General features: G+C 71.1%; 13 protein-coding genes. 3 read left to right on the top strand and 10 right to left on the bottom strand.

Annotated elements, in window-relative coordinates; all coding sequences use genetic code 11:
• Positions 1 to 87: 87 nt before the first annotated feature.
• The 5 genes from lon to WMF24_RS16005 form a co-directional block, all read right to left on the bottom strand.
• Positions 88 to 2,580, bottom strand: a complete 2,493-nt coding sequence (gene lon / locus WMF24_RS16025) for an endopeptidase La (RefSeq protein ID WP_437737280.1) — start codon at positions 2,578 to 2,580, stop codon at positions 88 to 90.
• Between the two features lie 216 nt (positions 2,581 to 2,796).
• On the bottom strand, positions 2,797 to 4,053 hold the full coding sequence (gene clpX / locus WMF24_RS16020) for an ATP-dependent Clp protease ATP-binding subunit ClpX (protein ID WP_437737279.1): 1,257 nt from the start codon (positions 4,051 to 4,053) through the stop codon (positions 2,797 to 2,799).
• A 573-nt stretch (positions 4,054 to 4,626) separates the two neighbouring features.
• A complete protein-coding gene (locus WMF24_RS16015; RefSeq protein ID WP_012235778.1) occupies positions 4,627 to 5,271 on the bottom strand; it encodes an ATP-dependent Clp protease proteolytic subunit in 645 nt (214 codons plus the stop codon).
• 291 nt (positions 5,272 to 5,562) lie between these two features.
• On the bottom strand, positions 5,563 to 6,852 hold the full coding sequence (gene tig / locus WMF24_RS16010; RefSeq protein WP_437737278.1) for a trigger factor: 1,290 nt from the start codon (positions 6,850 to 6,852) through the stop codon (positions 5,563 to 5,565).
• 229 nt (positions 6,853 to 7,081) lie between these two features.
• A complete protein-coding gene (locus WMF24_RS16005) occupies positions 7,082 to 7,246 on the bottom strand; it encodes a transcriptional regulator (RefSeq protein ID WP_437737277.1) in 165 nt (54 codons plus the stop codon).
• 536 nt (positions 7,247 to 7,782) lie between these two features.
• On the opposite strand from WMF24_RS16005, the gene WMF24_RS16000 reads away from it, so the two are divergent.
• Together WMF24_RS16000 and WMF24_RS15995 are read left to right on the top strand one after the other, a co-directional pair.
• Positions 7,783 to 8,718 (top strand): ParA family protein, encoded by a 936-nt coding sequence (locus WMF24_RS16000; protein WP_437737276.1) that lies wholly within the window; start codon positions 7,783 to 7,785, stop codon positions 8,716 to 8,718.
• Entirely contained in the window at positions 8,715 to 9,623 is a 909-nt protein-coding gene (locus tag WMF24_RS15995) for a ParB/RepB/Spo0J family partition protein (RefSeq protein WP_437737275.1), read from the top strand. The genes WMF24_RS16000 and WMF24_RS15995 overlap by 4 nt, the downstream gene beginning before the upstream one ends.
• A 90-nt stretch (positions 9,624 to 9,713) precedes the next feature.
• Here the strand turns inward: WMF24_RS15995 and WMF24_RS15990 are convergent, their stop codons facing one another.
• Genes WMF24_RS15990 through WMF24_RS15975 form a run of 4 tightly spaced genes read right to left on the bottom strand, consistent with a single transcriptional unit; the run spans position 9,714 to position 14,828 of the window.
• The gene (locus WMF24_RS15990; RefSeq protein WP_437737274.1) at positions 9,714 to 10,769 is read right to left on the bottom strand and encodes a tetratricopeptide repeat protein; all 1,056 of its coding nucleotides are present in this window, start codon (positions 10,767 to 10,769) and stop codon (positions 9,714 to 9,716) included.
• Complete coding sequence (locus tag WMF24_RS15985) at positions 10,766 to 13,672, bottom strand: bifunctional uridylyltransferase/uridylyl-removing protein GlnD (RefSeq protein WP_437737273.1); 2,907 nt, start codon at positions 13,670 to 13,672, stop codon at positions 10,766 to 10,768. Before WMF24_RS15985 ends, WMF24_RS15990 begins: the two co-directional genes overlap by 4 nt.
• A gap of 19 nt (positions 13,673 to 13,691) precedes the next feature.
• A complete protein-coding gene (locus tag WMF24_RS15980) occupies positions 13,692 to 14,525 on the bottom strand; it encodes a CheR family methyltransferase (RefSeq protein WP_437737272.1) in 834 nt (277 codons plus the stop codon).
• Between the two features lie 15 nt (positions 14,526 to 14,540).
• A complete protein-coding gene (locus tag WMF24_RS15975; RefSeq protein WP_437737271.1) occupies positions 14,541 to 14,828 on the bottom strand; it encodes a hypothetical protein in 288 nt (95 codons plus the stop codon).
• 112 nt (positions 14,829 to 14,940) lie between these two features.
• Here WMF24_RS15975 and WMF24_RS15970 point away from each other — a divergent pair, with 112 nt between their 5' ends.
• Entirely contained in the window at positions 14,941 to 15,909 is a 969-nt protein-coding gene (locus WMF24_RS15970) for an ABC transporter ATP-binding protein (protein ID WP_437737270.1), read from the top strand.
• An 8-nt stretch (positions 15,910 to 15,917) separates the two neighbouring features.
• Here WMF24_RS15970 and WMF24_RS15965 read toward each other — a convergent pair whose 3' ends face one another.
• On the bottom strand, positions 15,918 to 17,492 hold the full coding sequence (locus tag WMF24_RS15965; RefSeq protein ID WP_437737269.1) for an ATP-binding protein: 1,575 nt from the start codon (positions 17,490 to 17,492) through the stop codon (positions 15,918 to 15,920).
• Positions 17,493 to 17,576 lie beyond the last annotated feature (84 nt).

Below are 17,576 nucleotides of genomic sequence, written 5' to 3'. Positions count from 1 at the left end.
CGCCAGCCCATCCGTCCACGGTCGGGCTCGTGCGGCGCGCTCAGCGGCCATGGCGCGCTCCGGCGCGCCGCGGCTGCCGCGCGCCGCTCAGGCGGGGGGCGGCGCGGCCGGCGTGGGCTCGCCCGCCGGGGCCGGCGGCGCCTTGGCCGGCGCCTCCTCGGTGACGAGCTCGCCGTCCCGGTACTCGAGGACGTCCTTCGGCGCCCCGAAGACCGCCCTGGGATCGGGCAGGACGAGCGCTTCCCGGAGCACGTCATCCACGTGCTCCACGAGCACGAGCCGCAGCGACTTGAGCACCCGCCGCGGTACGTCCCGGAGATCCTTCCGGTTCTCCTTCGGCAGGATCACGGTCTTGATGCCCCCGCGGTGGGCGGCGAGCAGCTTCTCCTTGAGCCCGCCGATCGGCATCACGCGGCCGCGCAGGGTGATCTCGCCGGTCATCGCGAGATCGCGCCGGACGGGCACCTTCATCAGCGCGCTCACGAGCGCGGTCACCATCGTCACGCCGGCGCTCGGCCCGTCCTTCCGGACGAAGTCGGGGAAGTGAATGTGAACGTCGACCTTCTGGTAGACGTCCGCCTCGAGGCCGAGCCGATCGAGGCGCGAGCGCACGTAGCTCATCGCCGCGTGACCGCTCTCCTCCATGCCCTTCTCGAGCAGCCCCGTGATCACGAGCTTGCCCTTGCCGGGGACGACCGTCGCCTCGGCCGGGAGCAGGTCGCCGCCGACGTTCGTCACGGCCAGGCCGTTCACGAGCCCCACCTCGTCGCGCTCCTCGCGCCGGCCGAGCCGGTACTTGGGGACCCCGAGGTACTTCGGGATGCTCTTCGCCACGACCTCGATCGGCTTGTCCTTGCCGTCGGACACGACCTTCCGGGCCACCTTGCGGCACACGCTGGCGATCTCGCGCTCCAGCGAGCGCACGCCGCTCTCCTTCGTGTAGTGGTGGATGATCGTCCGGAGCGCGCCCTCGGTGAAGTCGAGCGACACGTCCTCGAGGCCGCACTCCTTCCGCTGCCTCGGAACGAGGTACTTCACCGCGATGTTCAGCTTCTCGAACTCCGTGTAGCCCGAGAGCTGGATGACCTCCATGCGGTCCTGGAGCGGCACCGGGATGCCAGACAGCGTGTTCGCCGTCGTGATGAACATCACGTCGGAGAGGTCGTAATCGAGATCCAGGTAGTGATCGTTGAACGTGTGGTTCTGCTCCGGATCGAGCACCTCGAGCAGCGCCGCCGCCGGATCGCCGCGGAAGTCCGTCGACATCTTGTCGACCTCGTCGAGCAGGAAGACGGGGTTGTTCGTCCCGACCTTCTTGAGCGACTGGATCAGCTTGCCAGGGAGCGCGCCGATGTACGTCCGCCGGTGGCCGCGGATCTCCGCCTCGTCGCGCACGCCGCCGAGCGACAGCCGCACGAACTTACGCCCCGTCGCGCGTGCGATCGACTTCGCCAGGCTCGTCTTGCCGACGCCGGGCGGTCCAACGAAGCAGAGCACCGGGCCCTTGAGCTTCTTCGTGAGCGCCTGGACCGCCAGGTACTCGAGGATCCGCTCCTTGATCTTCTTCAGACCGTAATGATCCTCGTCGAGGATCTTCTCGGCCTCCACGAGATCATAACGCTCCTCGCTCTTGTCGTACCAGGGGAGCTCGAGGATCCAGTCGATGTAGTTGCGCACCACGGTCGCCTCGGCGCTCGTGGGGTGCATCATCTTCAGCTTCTTGAGCTCCTTCTTGACCTTCGCGGCGGCCTCCTTGCTCATCCGCTTGGTCTTGAGGGCCTCTTCGATCTCCTGGATCTCGTTCTTGAATTCGTCGCGCTCGCCGCCGCCCAGCTCCTTCTGGATGGCCTGCATCTGCTCGTTGAGATAGTACTCCTTCTGCGTCTTCTCCATCTGCTTCTTGACGCGACTCCGGATCTTCTTCTCCACCTGGAGAATCTCGATCTCGGCCTGCATCAGCTCGATGAGACGCTCGAGCCGCTTCTGCGGCTCCTCCATCTCGAGCAGCGCCTGCCGGTCCGTCAGCTTGATGGTCGGCAGGTTGGCGATGATGGTGTCGGCGAGCCGCGAGGCCTCGTCGATGGCCTGCACCGCCATCAGGACCTCGGGCTGGATCTTCTTGTTGAGCTTGACGTACATCTCGAACGTCGACTGGACCGAGCGCATCAGCGCCTCGACCTCGACGCTCGAGACCGAGCTCTCGACGATCTCGTCGTACTCGATCAGGAAGTACGCATCGCTCTGGACGTAGCGGCGGATGCGCGCCCGGCGCTTGCCCTCGATGAGGACCTTCACCGTCCCGTCCGGCAGGCGGAGGAGCTGCATGATCGCGCCGACCGAGCCGACGCCGAAGATGTCGTCCGGCGTCGGGTCGTTCGTCTTCGCGTTCCGCTGCGCCGCGAGGAAGATCTCCTTGCCGCGGTTCATCGCCTCGTCGAGCGCGGCGATGCTGCGCTCGCGCCCGACGAAGAGCTGGGAGACCATGTGTGGAAAGACGATGATGTCGCGCAGTGGGAGCAACGGGACGATTCCGCGCTCGGGTGCGTTCTTGCCGCGATCACTGTCGTTCTTGAAGAACATCCGCCGTCTTTCCGGGAGTGTCAGGAGGCCGGGGCAGCCCCGGCGCGGTTGTCACAGGTCTTCTGGTCTACTGCTGAACTTCGCCGGACGGGCCCGCGCCCCACGAGGGGCGCGCGACGCCGGCATGCTGGAAGGGGGCTCTGGAGCGATGCCGCGCTCCGGTGCGGGCGCGGGCCGCTCGGCGCGCGCCCTCGCCCACGCCCCTGGGGCCGCGCGCTACGCGAGCTCCGCCTCCTTCGTGTACACGATGAGCGGCGGCTCGTGCTTGACGATCACGTCCTCGCTCACGACCACCTCCTTGATCCCGGTGCGGGACGGGACGTCGTACATGATATCGAGCATCGCCGACTCGAGGATGGCGCGCAGACCGCGGGCTCCGCTGTTCCTCTCGAGCGCCTGGCGGGCCACCGCCACGAGCGCGCCGCGGGTGAACTTGATCTTCACCCCGTCCATCTCGAAGAGCTTCTGGTACTGCTTGACCAGGCTGTTCTTCGGCTTCGTGAGGATGTCGATGAGCGCCTCCTCGTTGAGCTCGTGGAGCGTCGCCACGACCGGCAGACGCCCGATGAACTCCGGGATGAGCCCGAACTTGAGGAGGTCCTCCGGCTGGACGACGCTGAGCAGGTCGCCCAGCTTGAAGTCGCGCTTCGCCTTGATGTCCGCGCCGAAGCCGAGGGTGTTCTGGCCGATGCGCCGCTGGATGATCTGGTCGAGCCCGACGAACGCGCCGCCGCAGATGAACAGGATGTTCGTCGTGTCGACCTGGAGGAAGTCCTGCTGCGGGTGCTTGCGGCCGCCCTTCGGGGGAACGTTGGCGATCGTCCCCTCGATGATCTTCAGCAGCGCCTGCTGCACGCCCTCGCCCGAGACGTCGCGCGTGATGCTCGGGTTGTCGCTCTTCCGGCTGATCTTGTCGATCTCGTCGATGTAGACGATGCCGCGCTGCGCGCGCTCGACGTCGTGATCCGCGTTCTGGAGGAGCTGGACGATGATGTTCTCGACGTCCTCGCCGACGTAGCCGGCCTCGGTCAGCGTCGTCGCGTCCGCGATCGCGAAGGGGACGTTGATGATCTTGGCGAGCGTCTGCGCGAGGAGCGTCTTGCCCGAGCCGGTCGGCCCGAGCAGGAGGATGTTCGACTTGGACAGCTCCACGTCGTCGGAGGAGACCCGGCTGTCGATGCGCTTGTAGTGGTTGTGCACCGCGACGGCGAGGATCTTCTTGGCGCGGTTCTGGCCGACGACGTACTCATCCAGCGTCGCCTTGATGTCGGCGGGCTTGGGCACCGGGGTCGACCCCGCGTACGGCTCGTCCTTCTCGACCTCCTCCGCGATGATGTCATTGCAGAGCCCGATGCACTCATCACAGATGTACACCGTGGGGCCCGCGATGAGCTTCTTCACCTCTTTCTGCGACTTGCCGCAGAAAGAGCAGCTTAAATTGCCATTCGAGTGATCGTCCCGCCTTCGCTCCACTTCGACCCTCAGTGCGGTCTGCCGACGCTTCCGCTTCAACGAGAGGTGGGGTTCCGCCGTCGCGGCCCCACCAACTTGAGAGGGGCACGGCTTCCACCGTCCCCAGGATTTTCAGCGATGCGCAGCCAAACGCCGCGCTCGGATTCTAGTCCGGTGCCCGTACCGTCGCAAGCTAACGGGGGTGGTCTCCAGCCTGTGGCCGAAGTCAGGGAATCGCCCGATGGCGCCCCGGCGCGAGGACCCGGATGAGACCGTGCGCCGCGCGGAAAGCAGCGGATCGCGCGAGAGCCGCAGCGCGCCTCGCCTGCCGATGCCGCGCGCGCTGCGACCGCGCTCGACCGCGCAGCGCCCGCCGCCCGCGACCCGTGAAGCACCTGCCGCGCTCGACCGCGCAGCGCCTGGTACGGGCGCGACCATGGTGCGCCCGGCAGCGCTGCGCGCGTGCGCGTCGCGGACGGCGCAACGTCGCGCCGCGCGGCGCGACGCCGCCACGCAGGGCGACGTTGCGCCGCGACGCCGCTCCGCGCCGGCCCTCCGCCAGAGCACGCCCGCCAGCCGGGGGGGCGCGGGCACCTACTTGTTCCGCTTCGGGAAGACCTCGTCGATCAGGCCGTACTCCTTGGCCTGCGTCGCGCTCAGGTAGAAGTCGCGCTCGATGTCCTTCGCCAGCTCGTCCCGGTTCTTGCCGGTCGCGTCGACGAGGATGTCGATCAGCGTCTCCTTGATCTTCTTGATCTCGCGCGCCTGGATCTCGATGTCCGTCGCCTGGCCGCGCGCGCCGCCGAGCGGCTGGTGGATCATCATCCGCGCGTGCGGCAGCGCGAAGCGGCGGCCCTTGCGGCCCGCGCCGAGCAGCACCGCGCCCATCGACGCAGCCTGACCGATGCACATCGTCGACACCGGGCAACGCACGTACTGCATCGTGTCGTACATCGCGAGCCCCGACGTCACCACGCCGCCCGGGCTGTTGATGTAGACCTGGATCTCCTTCTCGGGATCCTCGCTCTCGAGGAAGAGGAACTGCGCGATCACGGCGTTCGCGACGAAGTCGTCGATCTCCGTGCCGATGAAGACGATGCGATCCTTGAGGAGGCGGCTGAAGATGTTCCACTCCCGCTCGCCGCGGTGGGTCACCTCCGTGACCGTCGGGAGGATGTAGGCCTTCTCGCGTTCGAGAAACTCGATGGCTTGGGTGCGGGTTTCGACTCGTCGGGTCATCCGGTGCTCCGGGGGGTTTCCTGCCGCGCGGCAGGGGCTCTACTCCTGGGCCAGACTGCGTCCGATCGCAAGACCGAACGCGCCCGAGATTACCGGAATCGTCGGCCGCTCGCCGGGCGACGCACGGAAGGCGCGCCGCCTCGGCGCGCAGCGCGCTGGACGTGATCGATGTCGTCGGGGGAAGCGGCCGCGCGGCGGGACGAGCGCGGTGCGACGCGGGCGGCGCGGCGAGCGCGGTGCGACGCCCGCGAGCGCGCCGCGGGCCCAGATCAGCCGGCGCGGCCGGGCAGGTCAGGTGCCGCTGGGCTGCGACGGGTCCGCGTCGGTGACCTTCGCCGCCGCCTCGATGATGTCGAGGATCTTGTCCTCGAGGATCATCCCGGCAAAGAGCTCGCGCTTCTGCGGCTCGCGGTACTCCGCCTTGATCTTCGCCACGTTCTTGCCCGTCTGCTCGGCGAGCTCCTCGTAGCCCTTCTCGAGGTCGGCCTCGGTGATCTTGACCTCCTTCGCCTTCGCGATCTCGGCCATCACGAGGCCCGCGCGCACCTTCATCTCGGCGTCGAGCCGCACGCGCGCGCGGAACTCCGGCGTCGGATCGATCCGCTGCCCCTGCCGGCGCGCCGTCGCGAGCAGCTCGCGCTCGGCGAGCTGCGCCTGCTGATCGACCAGCGACGGCGGGACCGGGATCGGGTTCGCCTTGCACAGCTCGATCACGAGCTGCTCGGCGACCGCGTCGCTCGCGCGCTGCGTGAGCTCCTTCTCGAGCTTCTTGCGGACCGACTCGCGGAGCGCCGCGAGGTTCTCCTCGCCGCAGTCCTTCGCGAACTCGTCGTCGACCTCCGGGAAGATGCGCTCCCGCAGGTCCTTCAGCGTGATGTGGAAGACGGCCTCCTTGCCCCGGAGGTCCGCGTTCGAGTGCTGCGCGGAGAACGTGACCGGGACGTCCTTCGACTGGCCCGGCGTCATCCCGAGGAGGGCGTCCTCGATCTCCTTGAAGATCTGGCCGCTGCCGAGCTCGGTCTCGATCTCCTGCTCCTTCGTGTCGCGCAGGGCGCCGCCGATCTCCAGCGTGAAGGAGATCGTCGCGATGTCGCCCTTCACCGCGGGGCGCTCCGCCTCCGGCGCCTGCAGCGTCGAGTGCTCGCGCCGCAGGGCGGTGATCTCGGCGTCGATCATCTCCTCCGACGGCTTCGTCGAGGGGCGCTTCACCTCGAAGCCCTCCCACTTCACCTCGGCGATATCGGGGCGGACCTCGAAGCGCGCCTTGTAGGAGAACGTGTCGTCGGGGCGGAGCTCGGTGGGCGCGATCGCCGGCTGGGACAGGGGCTGCACCTGCTTGTCGGCGAGCGCCTGGTTCAGCGTGGCGTCGACGAGCCGCTGGGCGACATCGGCGTGGATGCGGCCGCCGTAGAGGTGCGCGAGCACCTGGCGCGGCGCCTTGCCAGGCCGGTAGCCCCGGACCCGGGCCGTCCGCTGGAGCGCCGTATAGGCCTTGTCGACCTCGCTCCGGACGCGGTCCGCGGGGACCTCCACCTGAAACTCCATCAGCACGGGAGAAAGCTTTTCGACGTTGACTTGCATGGCGTTCTTTTCGAAGGGCGGCACTCGTGCCACGCGTCGCCGAGGGGGTCAAGACGAGCGTCAGGACGCGGTCTGAAAAAAAAGGAGCCCCGGCGGAGAGGCGGCCGCCGGGGCTCGGGGATCCCGGGAGGGATCGTGCAAGCTGATGTGCAGCGCCGGCGCTGCGGCGCGGCGGCGCGGGGCGCGTGGGCGGGAGCGACGAAGCTCGTCCGCGACGCGCCGGCCGCGCTCAGTCGTCGTCCGAGACGTCGAAGGGGTCCTTCTCGAAGTCGAGCTCAGCGTCGAAGGAGCCCTCCTCCTCGACGATGTCCTCGAGCGAGAAGCCCACGCGGCTCGGGCGAAGAATCTCCCGCTCGAACTCGGCATAGTTCTGATACGACCTGGGAAGCGGCATCTGTCCTCCTCACATGTGCCGAGGCGACGTCGGGTCGTCGGTCCGCTCGGCGAAGCTGGGCGTCACGTCGGTGAATCCAGGGGGGCGGTCAGCGCTGCCCCTCGACGCGCGTCGAGGGCAGCCGACGGGTCGAGCCGGTCGCCGACCTGCGTTGAAGCGAAGGCGAAAGCACGAGGACTCGCGCGGGCGCGAGCGGCGCAGCCTCGCGCCCGTCGCACCAGAACGCGCGGGCAAGGACGCGATCGACCGGGCCGGGGTCGCCGCCAGCCAGCAGCGCACCGCCGAGGCCAAAGCTCCGGCCCCGCCTCGAGGCGCGCGCGCGGCGCGACGGCCCCGTCGCACGTTCACCCTTGCCTACATCAAGCGACATGTGGGTCACTGTATACGCCGCCGCCGTTCAGGCCAACAATCCGGCGAGCGAACGGTGCGCGGGACAGGACCCGACCGTCCGGCCGAACGTGCAGCCCGGGGCGCCGCATCTCTCGACGTGCCGGTGGGGGTCGTGTAAGCAGCCGGGTCGGACGCGACACAGCACGATGCCATCGCCCAACGAGGGGGGCGCGCCCGGCAAGCCGGGCTCAGCCTCCAAGCCTTCGCCTGTCGTCTTTGCAGTCGCCAACCAGAAGGGAGGCGTCGGCAAGACCACGACCTCGGTCAACCTGGCCGCGAGCTTCGCCGCGGCGGAGCGCCGGACCCTGCTCGTCGACTGCGATCCGCAGGGGAACGCGTCGAGCGGCGTCGGCGTGCGGCGCGGGAGCTTCGAGCTGTCCCTCTACGACGTGCTGATCGGGCGAGCGACGCTGAAGGAGGCGGTCGTCGCGACCGAGGTGCCGCTGCTCGACGTGGTGCCCGCGACCCAGGACCTCGTCGCGGCGGAGCTCGAGCTCGTCGACGCGGACGATCGCGCGGTGCGGCTGCGGCACGCGCTGCGGCCGCACCTCGAGGGGTACTCCTTCGTCGTGCTCGACTGCCCGCCGTCGCTCGGCCTGCTGACGCTGAACGCGCTCACGGCGGCGCACCGGGTGCTCGTGCCGCTCCAGTGCGAGTACTACGCGCTCGAGGGGCTCACGCACCTCATGGCGACCATCGACCGGGTGCGCAGCGCCTTCAACCCGGAGCTCACGGTCGAGGGCGTCGTCCTCACGATGTTCGACGGGCGCAACTCGCTCACCCACCAGGTGGCCGACGAGGTGAAGGCGCACTTCCGCGTGTTCGACGCGATCATCCCGCGCAACGTGAAGCTCAGCGAGGCGCCGTCCCACGGCAAGCCGGCGCTGCTCTACGACGCGCAGTCGAAGGGGGCGCAGGGCTACCTGAGCCTCGCGCGCGAGATCCTGGAAGGCGCGCCGGTCGAGGCGGCGGAGCCGAAGAAGCGGCAGCGCGGGGACGCCGCCCAGGCGGAGCCGCAGGCCGAGCCCTCCCCCACGCCCACCACCGCAGCGCGCGCGAGGGACGCACGACCCAGATCATGAATGCCGATCAGAAAGGGGCGCGGCGCGCGCTCGGACGGGGGCTCGACGCCCTGCTCCCGGCGGCGCCGCCGGCGACATCGACGGCGCCCGAGGGGCGCAGCGTGTTCGTGTGCGCGATCGAGAAGATCGTCCCGCAGAAGGGGCAGCCACGGCAGCACTTCGACGAGGCCGAGCTGGAGGAGCTGACCGGCAGCATCCGCGAGCACGGGCTCATCGAGCCGCTCATCGTGCGCAGGACGCAGGCGTCGAGCGACACCTTCGAGCTCATCGCGGGCGAGCGGCGGTGGCGCGCCGCGCAGCGCGCGGGGCTCCGGGAGGTGCTCGTCGTCGTCAAGGACGTCTCGCCCAGGGAGGCGTTCGAGCTGGCGCTCGTCGAGAACGTGCAGCGGGCCGACCTCAACCCGATCGAGATCGCCGAGGCGTTCGACCGGCTGCTGCGCGAGCACAACTACACGCACCAGACGCTCGCGGAGCGCGTGGGCAAGGACCGCACGACGATCGTCAACTCGCTCCGGCTCCTCCGGCTGCCGCCGCGCATCCGCACCATGGTGATCTCGCGCGAGCTCAGCGAGGGCCACGCGCGGGCGCTGCTCGGGGCGCCCAGCGACAAGGTGATGGCCGACGTCGCCGAGCGGACCGTCCACGGCAAGCTGCCGGTCCGCAAGGTCGAGGCGCTGATCAAGGCGGCCAAGGAGAAGGAAGCCCGGACGGGCGCGGACGGCGAGGAGGACGGCGAGAAGAAGCGCACGGGGAAGTCGCCGGCCATCAAGGACCTGGAGGCGCGCCTCGCGCGCCGGCTCGGGACCCGCGTCGAGGTGCGCGATCAGGGCGGCCGCGGCGAGCTCGGCATCGTGTACGCCTCGCTCGACGAGCTCGACAGGATCATCTCGCTGCTCGGCGCGTGAGCCGCGCCGGCGCGCCGGCGCCGCGCGGCGAGCGCGGCAGCCCCGCGCGCCCGGCCGGGCGCCCCGGCGCGCGCTCTCGGCGGGCCAGCGCTACTTGAGCCGGGCGCTGAGCTGCTTCACCTTGGCGCGGGCGCGCTTGCCGATCTCCGTGTCGCCGCCGTGCTTCCCGGCCTCCGTGAGCGCCGCGAGCGCGCTCTGCGGCTTGCGGTCGGCCAGGAACGACAGGCCCAGGTAGTAGTGCGCGGCCGCGAACCGCGGGTCCACCTTGATCGCCGCCTGGTAGTCCGCGCGGGCCCCCGCCTCGTCGCCGAGCTCGTGGCGGCACGTCCCGCGGCGCACGTGGAACTCGGCCTCCGGCTTCAGCTTGATGGCGCGATCGAAGGCCGCCACGCAGTCCGCGTACGCCTTCGCCGGCCCGAGCATCCGCCCGATCGTCGCGATCGTCGCCACGTCGTCGCCGGTCGCGGCGAGCGCCTTCCTGAGCTCCGCGGCGGCCCTGTCGAGCTCCTTCGCCTCGAACAGCATCGCGCCGTAGGCGAAGCGCGTCGCCGCCGCGTCCTCGGCCTTCAGCGCCGCCTCGTAGTGCTTGCTGGCGTTCGCGACGTCCTTCTTCAGGCCGTACGCGTAGCCGAGGTTCTGGTGGAGCGCGGGCCGGTCCGGCGCCTGCTCGATCGCCTTCGTGAGCACCGCGATCGCCTCGTCGGGGCGCGGCGGCTCGTCCAGGTAGAGCGCCGCCAGGTTCAGCGCGGCGGCCTCGAGCTTCGGGTCGCTCTCGAGCGCCTTCTTGTACGACCCCTCGGCGCCGGCGCGGTCGTTCGTCTTCTCGCGCGCGAGCCCGAGGTAGTAGTGCGCCTCGGCGCTCCCCGGATCGTGCTCGATCGCCTGGAGGAGGTGCTGCTTCGCCTCCTCGTACCGCTCGTTCTTGATGTACGCGACGCCCCGGTCGAGCGCCGTCGACGACGCGCCCCTCGAGGTCGCCTCCTCGCTGCCCTCGGGCGGGTCAGCGAAGAGCTGCTCGCGCGGGGGCTCCTGCGCGCCGCCACACGCGGTGGCGCACGCCGCGAGCGCCGCGACCGCCGCCGCCTTCACGACCCGATGAGCGGCGGGCCTCGCCCACGCCGCGCGCGACAACCACCTCTCGTTCATCCGACACTCCCTTCGCCGTCCAGGCCCTGGAGCACCGCATGGAGCCGCTCCTCGACCTCTTGCATCCGCTTGCCGTTCGAGATCTTCGTCCCGTCCGCCTCGCTCACATAGAACACGTCGGCCACGCGCGTCCCCTCCGTGTTGATCTTGGCGACCGAGATCGAGAGGCCGAGCTGGTAGAGCGCGTCCGAGATCGCGAACAGGAGGCCGGGGCGGTCGCGCGTGAGGACCTCGATCACCGTGTGGTGGGAGGCGCGGTCGTCGATGGAGATCTGCGTCGGGACCTTCGGCGTCGGGCGCTCGCGCAGCGCGCCGCCCCGCCGCTTCTTGGCGAGCTCCGCGCCGGAGATCTGGCCCGAGAGCACCGCCCCGATGTCGGTCATGAGCTTCGGGATCGCGCGGGCCACCCCCCCTACCCCCTCGCCGCGGTCGCGCACCCAGAACAGGTCGACCGCCTGGAGGCGCACGCCCGCCGGCGGGGACGAGCTCGACCGCGCGCGGATCGCGCCGCCGTCGAAGCCCTGGTCGTCGCACGCGCGCGAGTGGATCTGCGCGGCGTGGACCTCGAGGCGCGAGGCGGCGAGCGCCGCCGTGATCGCCGCGAGCAGGCCGGGGCGATCCGGCGAGACGACGCAGAGCTCGGCGGCCTCCGGGTGGCGCGACGGTACGAGCGCGACGAGGACGCTGCTCCCGCCGTGCTCCTGCTTCCGCGCGAGCTCGGCGTGCGCGGCGATCGCGGCCGGGCTGTTCGCGAGGAGGTAGCGCTCGGGCATCGACGCGAGGTAGCGGGCCAAAAAATCCCGCTGCGCGCGCCGCTCGTCCTCGCTCGCGGCCGGCATGTCCTCGAGGGCGCCCACCGTGCCGCTGATGGCGCGGGCCATGCGCTGGTCGTCCATGCCGAGCGGCCCGCCGTCCTCCCGCGCGCCGCGCAGGGCCGCGTCCGCCGAGAGGTACAGCTCGTCGAGCATCCGCGCCTTCCACGACGTCATCGCCGTGGGGCTCGTCGTCGACAGATCGGCGACCGTGAGCAGGTAGAGATCGCGCAGCCCCTCGCGGCCGTGCACCTCCTGGCAGAACTCCGAGATCGTCGCGGGGTCGTCGAGATCGCGCCGCGTGGCGATGAGGTACATGACAAGGTGCTTGAGGATGAGGTGGCACGCCTCGTCGATGTCCTCCGGAGGGAAGCCGAGCCGCTCCAGGATCGTCCGCGCCATCTCGGCGCCGCGGCGGCTGTGATCCTTGCCGCCGATCGCCTTGCCCACGTCGTGCAGGAGCGTGGCGAAGAACAGCATCGTCGGCCGCGTCGCCTCGGCGGCGAGCCGGCACGGGAGCCCGAACTCGCCCGCGAGCTCGCCGCGCACGAGCGCCGCGAGCCGATCGACGGCGGCCACCGAGTGCACGTCGACCGTGTACACGTGGTAGACGTCGTGGTGGACGCGCCCGACGACCGGCGAGAACTCGGGGATCATCGCGAGCAAGAGGCCGAGATCGTGCAGCTCGCGCACGACCGAGCCGCTCTGGAGCGCCGTCTCCTTGCACGTCGCGACGAGGGTCCTGAACCGCTCGGCGGCCTCGGGGCTCTCGCGGAGCGCCGCGCAGAACGCCGGATCGCCGGCGGCGCGGACGATCGCCCCGCGGGCGTAAGGCAGGAGCGGGACGCCGCGCTCGACGGCCTCGGAGATGAGCCGCAGCGCGATCGCCGGATCGGTCCGGAGCAGATCCGGGTCGCTCATCGTGATGCAGCCGTCGAAGAGCCGGACGCCGCGGCCGAGGTCCTCGTCGCGGCGGCGGCGCCGCGTGAGCGTCGGCATGGCGCGCGAGACGATGACGTCGAGGGCGCGCGAGATCGTCCTCGCGCTCCGGTAGTACTCGCTCATCATCCGCTCGATCGCCTCGGGGGACACGGCGGGCTCGTCGGGCGACGGCGCGCGCTTCTCGCCGTTTTCGGCGGGCCGCGCGGGCGCCGCGGGCCCCGCGGTGTCTTCGGCGGGCCGCGCGGGCCCCGCGGTCTTGTTGTAGCCGAGCGCGCCCGCGCACAGCTCCTGCTCGTCGAACGAGAGCCGGTCGGTCCTCCGCCCGGAGTGGGCGTGGAGGAGGTTGCGGAGGCGCCAGAGCATCTCCGCGGCGCCGCGGATCTCCTCCGCCTCGCGGGCGACGAGCGCGCCGAAGCGGACGAGCGCGTCGAACTCGCCGACGCCGTAGCGCGCCTTCGCCGCCCAGCGGGCGACGTCGAGATCGCGAAGCCCTCCGGCGCCGTTCTTCACGTCCGGCTCCAGCAGGTAAACCGAGCCGCCGAAGCGCTCGTGGCGCTGCGAGATCTCCTTGCCGAGCCGCTCGATGAAGCGGGGCAGCTCCGAGTGCGCGAAGATGCCCGTGACGGCGCGCTGCCAGAGCGCCTCGGACAGCGACGCGTCGCCGACGACGTGACGCCAGTCGAGCAGGCTCGTCGCCGTCGGCAGGTCCTCGCGCGCGCCCTCGACGAGGTCGTCGATGGTGACGACCTGGTGCCCCACGGTGACCCCCATGTCCCAGAGCGGGTACAGGAGCGCGTCCGCGATGGCGCCGGCGCGCTGGGCGTCGCGGGCGAGGATGCGCACGTCGAGGTCGCTCCGCAGCGCGGCGGCGCCGCGCCCGTAACCGCCGACCCCGGCGATCGCCACCGAGTCCCACGCGGCGCGGCTCGGGGTGCCGGACTCGCGCAGCAGGTGGAACAGGCGCACCAGCAGGTCGTCGAGCAGCTTCGCGTGGCGCCGCCCGAGGGCGACCCCGAGCGCGGACGGATCCGCGGCCGGCGTGGGGCCGCTCGGCACCGTGCGATCGAGCGCGGCGCGCTCGCGCGCGTACGCGGCGCGGAGCTCGGCGAGCCCGCTGGGCCTGGACGTGGGGGAGAGGTCGAAGCTCATTCGGTGGGGTCTAGCTCTCTCAGGAGCCCGGGGCGCGGAAGGCGGTGACGTGTGCGTTCACCCTGACCGGGGTGAGGCCGGCGCTGCAGAGCCGCGGCGCCTCGCTCGCGGCCGAGAAGAGCAGCCCACCCCGACCGAGCTCGGCCGCGAGGCGGCGGGCCACCGCGTCGCCAGCGGGCTCGGCAAGATACAGGAGCACGTTCTTGAAGAAGATGATCTGGAAGCCGCCGCTCGGTACGGCGTGCACAAGATCGCAGACCTCGAAGGATACGACGTCGCGGAGCTTCTGGCAGACGTGGAGCGCTCCGCCCTTCTGCTCACAGTAGCGCTGAACGAGGGCCGGGGGGAGCTGCTCGGCGGCCTCGGGGGAGTAGACGGCCTCGCGCGCCGCCTCGATCGCCGCGGGGGCGCGGTCGACGCCGAGCACGCTGAAGCGGCGGCCGGCGCTGGCGAGGATCATCCCCAGCGTGTAGGCCTCCTCGCCCGTGCTGCAGCCGGCCGAGAGGCCGGCGATGGGGACGTCGGGCGGGATCCTGGGCAGCACCGAGGAGACGATGGCCTCCCAGATGATGGGATCGCGGTAGAACCGGGTCTCGCCGACGCGGAGCGCGCCCGCGATCTCCTCGGCGACCTGCCGGTCGTCGTGGAGCCGCTCGGCGGCCGCGAGCGGGGAGACGCCGTGGCGCTCGGCCACGGCGCTCAGGACGCCGAGGACGCGCTCGCGCACCCAGCCGGGGGCGGCGAGGCTGCGGCCGAGGCCGAACCGGCGCTCCAGCTCGGCGAGCGCCAGGTCGACGGCGCGCTCGGCGGCCCGTCCCCCAGGACCTCCCCCCGCTCTCGGCGATCTGGGCATACGGAGGCGCCGCGATCAGCCCAGGAAGCCGGCCTTCCTCGCCTGCGCTCCCTTGCCGCCGCCGTCGAGGGCGATGGCGAACACGTCCTTCAGCGCGAGCACGAAGGTCTCGCCCTTCGTGCTGCGGGCCCTGAGGAGCCCGCCCGCGCTCGACACCGCCTCGATCTTCGTCACCGGGAGCGACACGCCATCGTGGGCGGCGTAGAGGGTGAGCACCCGCCCTTCGGGGAGCTCGGCCCAGCCATCCTTGTCGATCTTGGCCTCGGCCGTGTCGAGGGCTGCCTTGAGTAGGTCGTCGGTCATGAGCAACGTTTCCGCCCCACGCCCGGCCGCGTCAAGCGCGTGCTGAGCCTTACGGAAATGCAAGGCGATCGCCGTCCTGCGGGGTCCCCCTCCGTGGTACCGTGATGGGCCGATGTGGAGAAGGCAGCGCAGCCAGCCCCCCCGGGACGGGCAGCCCTCCCCGGACGGGCAGCCGCCCGGGGACGGGGCCGGCGCGGCGCCGGGGGGCGCGGAGCACGCGCGCGAGATGCCGCCGGGGTGGCTGCCTGGGGACCACCTCTTCGTCGATGACATCAAGAAATCGTTCGGTGCGACGAAGGTGCTGCACGGGATCACGATGCACCTGCGGCGCAACGAGACGGCGGTGATCATCGGCGGGTCTGGCGCGGGCAAGACGACGCTGCTGCGGCTGCTCATCGGCCTGGAGCGGCCCACCACCGGGCACATCTGGGTCGACGGCGTCGATATGGGCGCGCTGGACGACTACGAGATGAACCGGATGCGCCAGAAGTTCGGCATGGTGTTCCAGTACGCGGCGCTCCTCGACTCGCTCACGATCTTCGACAACGTGGCGTTCCCGCTGCGCGAGCACCGGAAGCACATGTCGAAGAAGGACATCCGCGACAAGGTCGTTGGCATGCTCAACTCGCTCGGCCTCGAGAACAAGGAGGACCGGATGCCCTCGGAGCTGTCGGGCGGGCAGCGAAAGCGCGTGGGGCTGGCGCGGGCGCTGATGCTCGAGCCGGAGATCCTCATCTACGACGAGCCGACGAGCGGGCTCGATCCGCTGACGAGCCGGATGGTCGACGACCTGATCGAGGAGACGCGGGCGCGCTACAAGGTGACGAGCGTCGTGATCTCGCACGACATGGCGAGCACGTTCCGGATCGCGCACCAGGCGTTCCTCGTGATCCAGGGGCGGGTCGTGGCGTCGGGGACGCCGGACGAGCTGGCATCCGGCGACAACGAGCAGGCGAGGCAGTTCATCGCGGCGGCCGGGGTGGCGCCGGAGAAGGTCTCCCGGGTGGACCGGCCGGCGCTCGCGGACAGCGGCAACGGCGAGGGCGGCGGGGTGATCGAGTTCCGGAAGGCGGCGGAGTAGGCGGCTGTCTACAGGCGGAGCACCGCGACGCGGCGGCCTCGCGGCGTCGTCGCCTCGGAGAAGCGGGGCGCGGTCTGGGCCAGGCGGCCGCGGGCGTCAAAGGTCACGAGCGTCCCGCGGCGCAGGCGGAGGCGCGCCAGGTACTCGTCGAGCTGCGCGAGGCCCTCGCGGAGCGGGTCCTTCTGGCCCTTGCGCCACACCTTGAGCTCGAGGGCGCGGCGCTGGACGGCCCGGGTGCCGTCGGGCTTGCGGTAGGGGAAGCGGACGAGAAGATCGATGCGCCCCCGGCCGACGCCGTACTCGCGATCGATGAAGCCGCCGCCGTTGATCACCCGCTGAAGGAAGGCCATCAGGACGAGCTGCGGGGCGACCTCGGGGTACGGCATGCCGGAGGCGAGCACCTCGCCGTGCTCGTGCCAGAAGGCCGCGAACGCGCGGAGCAGGCGCCGGAAGGCGAGGCGGCCGTCGGGCAGGAGGAAGCGCTCGCGCGGCGCGTCGAGACGCTCCTCGGCCGGCGACGAGAGGACGCGGGCAATGACCTCGCGGTAGATCGGATTCGCGATGCGCAGCGGCTTCCCCTGCGCCACGAGGCCGAGATCGCGGACGTAGGAGGCGTCATCGTCGTAGGTGTCGCCGCCGCCCTCGTACGTTCCCGCCAGCATGGGCTCGAGCACGCGGCGGACGCGCGGCTCCGCGAGCTTGCTGACCAGCGAGTCGAGGTGGGTGGCGCGGGCCAGGATGAGGCGCTCCTTGGCCTGCTCGACGTGCGCCCAGGTGATGGGCTCGCCGGGCGGCACGGCCATCTTCTCGACGATCTCGCGGCCGAGCGCGTTGACGAGCCAGGGCTGGCCGGCCGTGAGCTCGAAGGCTCGGGCCAGCGCCTCCTCGAGAAAGACCTGGCCGGTATCCTCGGTGTGCTGGGCATAGAGCGCGCGGAGCTCTTCCTCGGAGAAGTCCCCGAGCCGGAGGGACTCGAGCGTGATGTTGAACGGGCTCGCGGTGCCGAGGCGCTCGGGGTCGCCGCCGCTCGCAGCCTTGTCGTCGCGCACGTCGCGCAGGCCGCAGAGGATGACCGAGGCGGGGTAATGCTCGGGACGGCTCGGGAAGCCGGCGCGGAGCTGGCGCAGGATGCTGAGGAGGCCCTGGCCACGCAGGGAGTCGATCTCGTCGAAGATGAGGGCGAGCGGGCGCGGGCACACGCGCGCCCAGGCGGTGAGCGCCGCGGAGAGGAGGCCCTCGTCGCCCTCGAGCGAGAACGGGGGCGGCTGGAGCTCGGGCGGCAGCGCGATCTCGGCCGCGCGCGCGAGCTCGCGCAGCACCGCGCGCTGGGCGGAGCCGTAGTCGTCGCCGGCGGCGCTGCCCTCCTCGCAGGAGAAGAGCACGGCGGCGTGGCGGCCCGAGGCGGTGAGCCGCTCGGCGACGGCGCGCAGGGCCGTTGTCTTGCCGGTCTGCCGGGGGGCGTGGACGACGAAGTAGCCCATCTGCTCGACGAGGCGCGGGGCCTCGGGGAGCCGGCTGTCGGCCGGAATCATGTAGTGCAGATCGGCGCGGCAGGGGCCGGTCGTGTTGAAGCGGCGCTTCACCAGAGCGAGCCTTGAGCCAGCGACGGGGCGGAAGCAAAGCAGGCTGCCGCCGAGCGCGACGATCGCGATCTGCGCGACAAGGTG

The sequence above is a fragment of the Sorangium sp. So ce1335 genome (genome assembly GCF_051521615.1).
Lineage (GTDB): Bacteria > Myxococcota_A > Polyangia > Polyangiales > Polyangiaceae > Sorangium.
The sequence above is the reverse complement of the archived record's forward strand: the minus strand, read 5'-3'. Positions and strand labels throughout refer to the sequence as shown.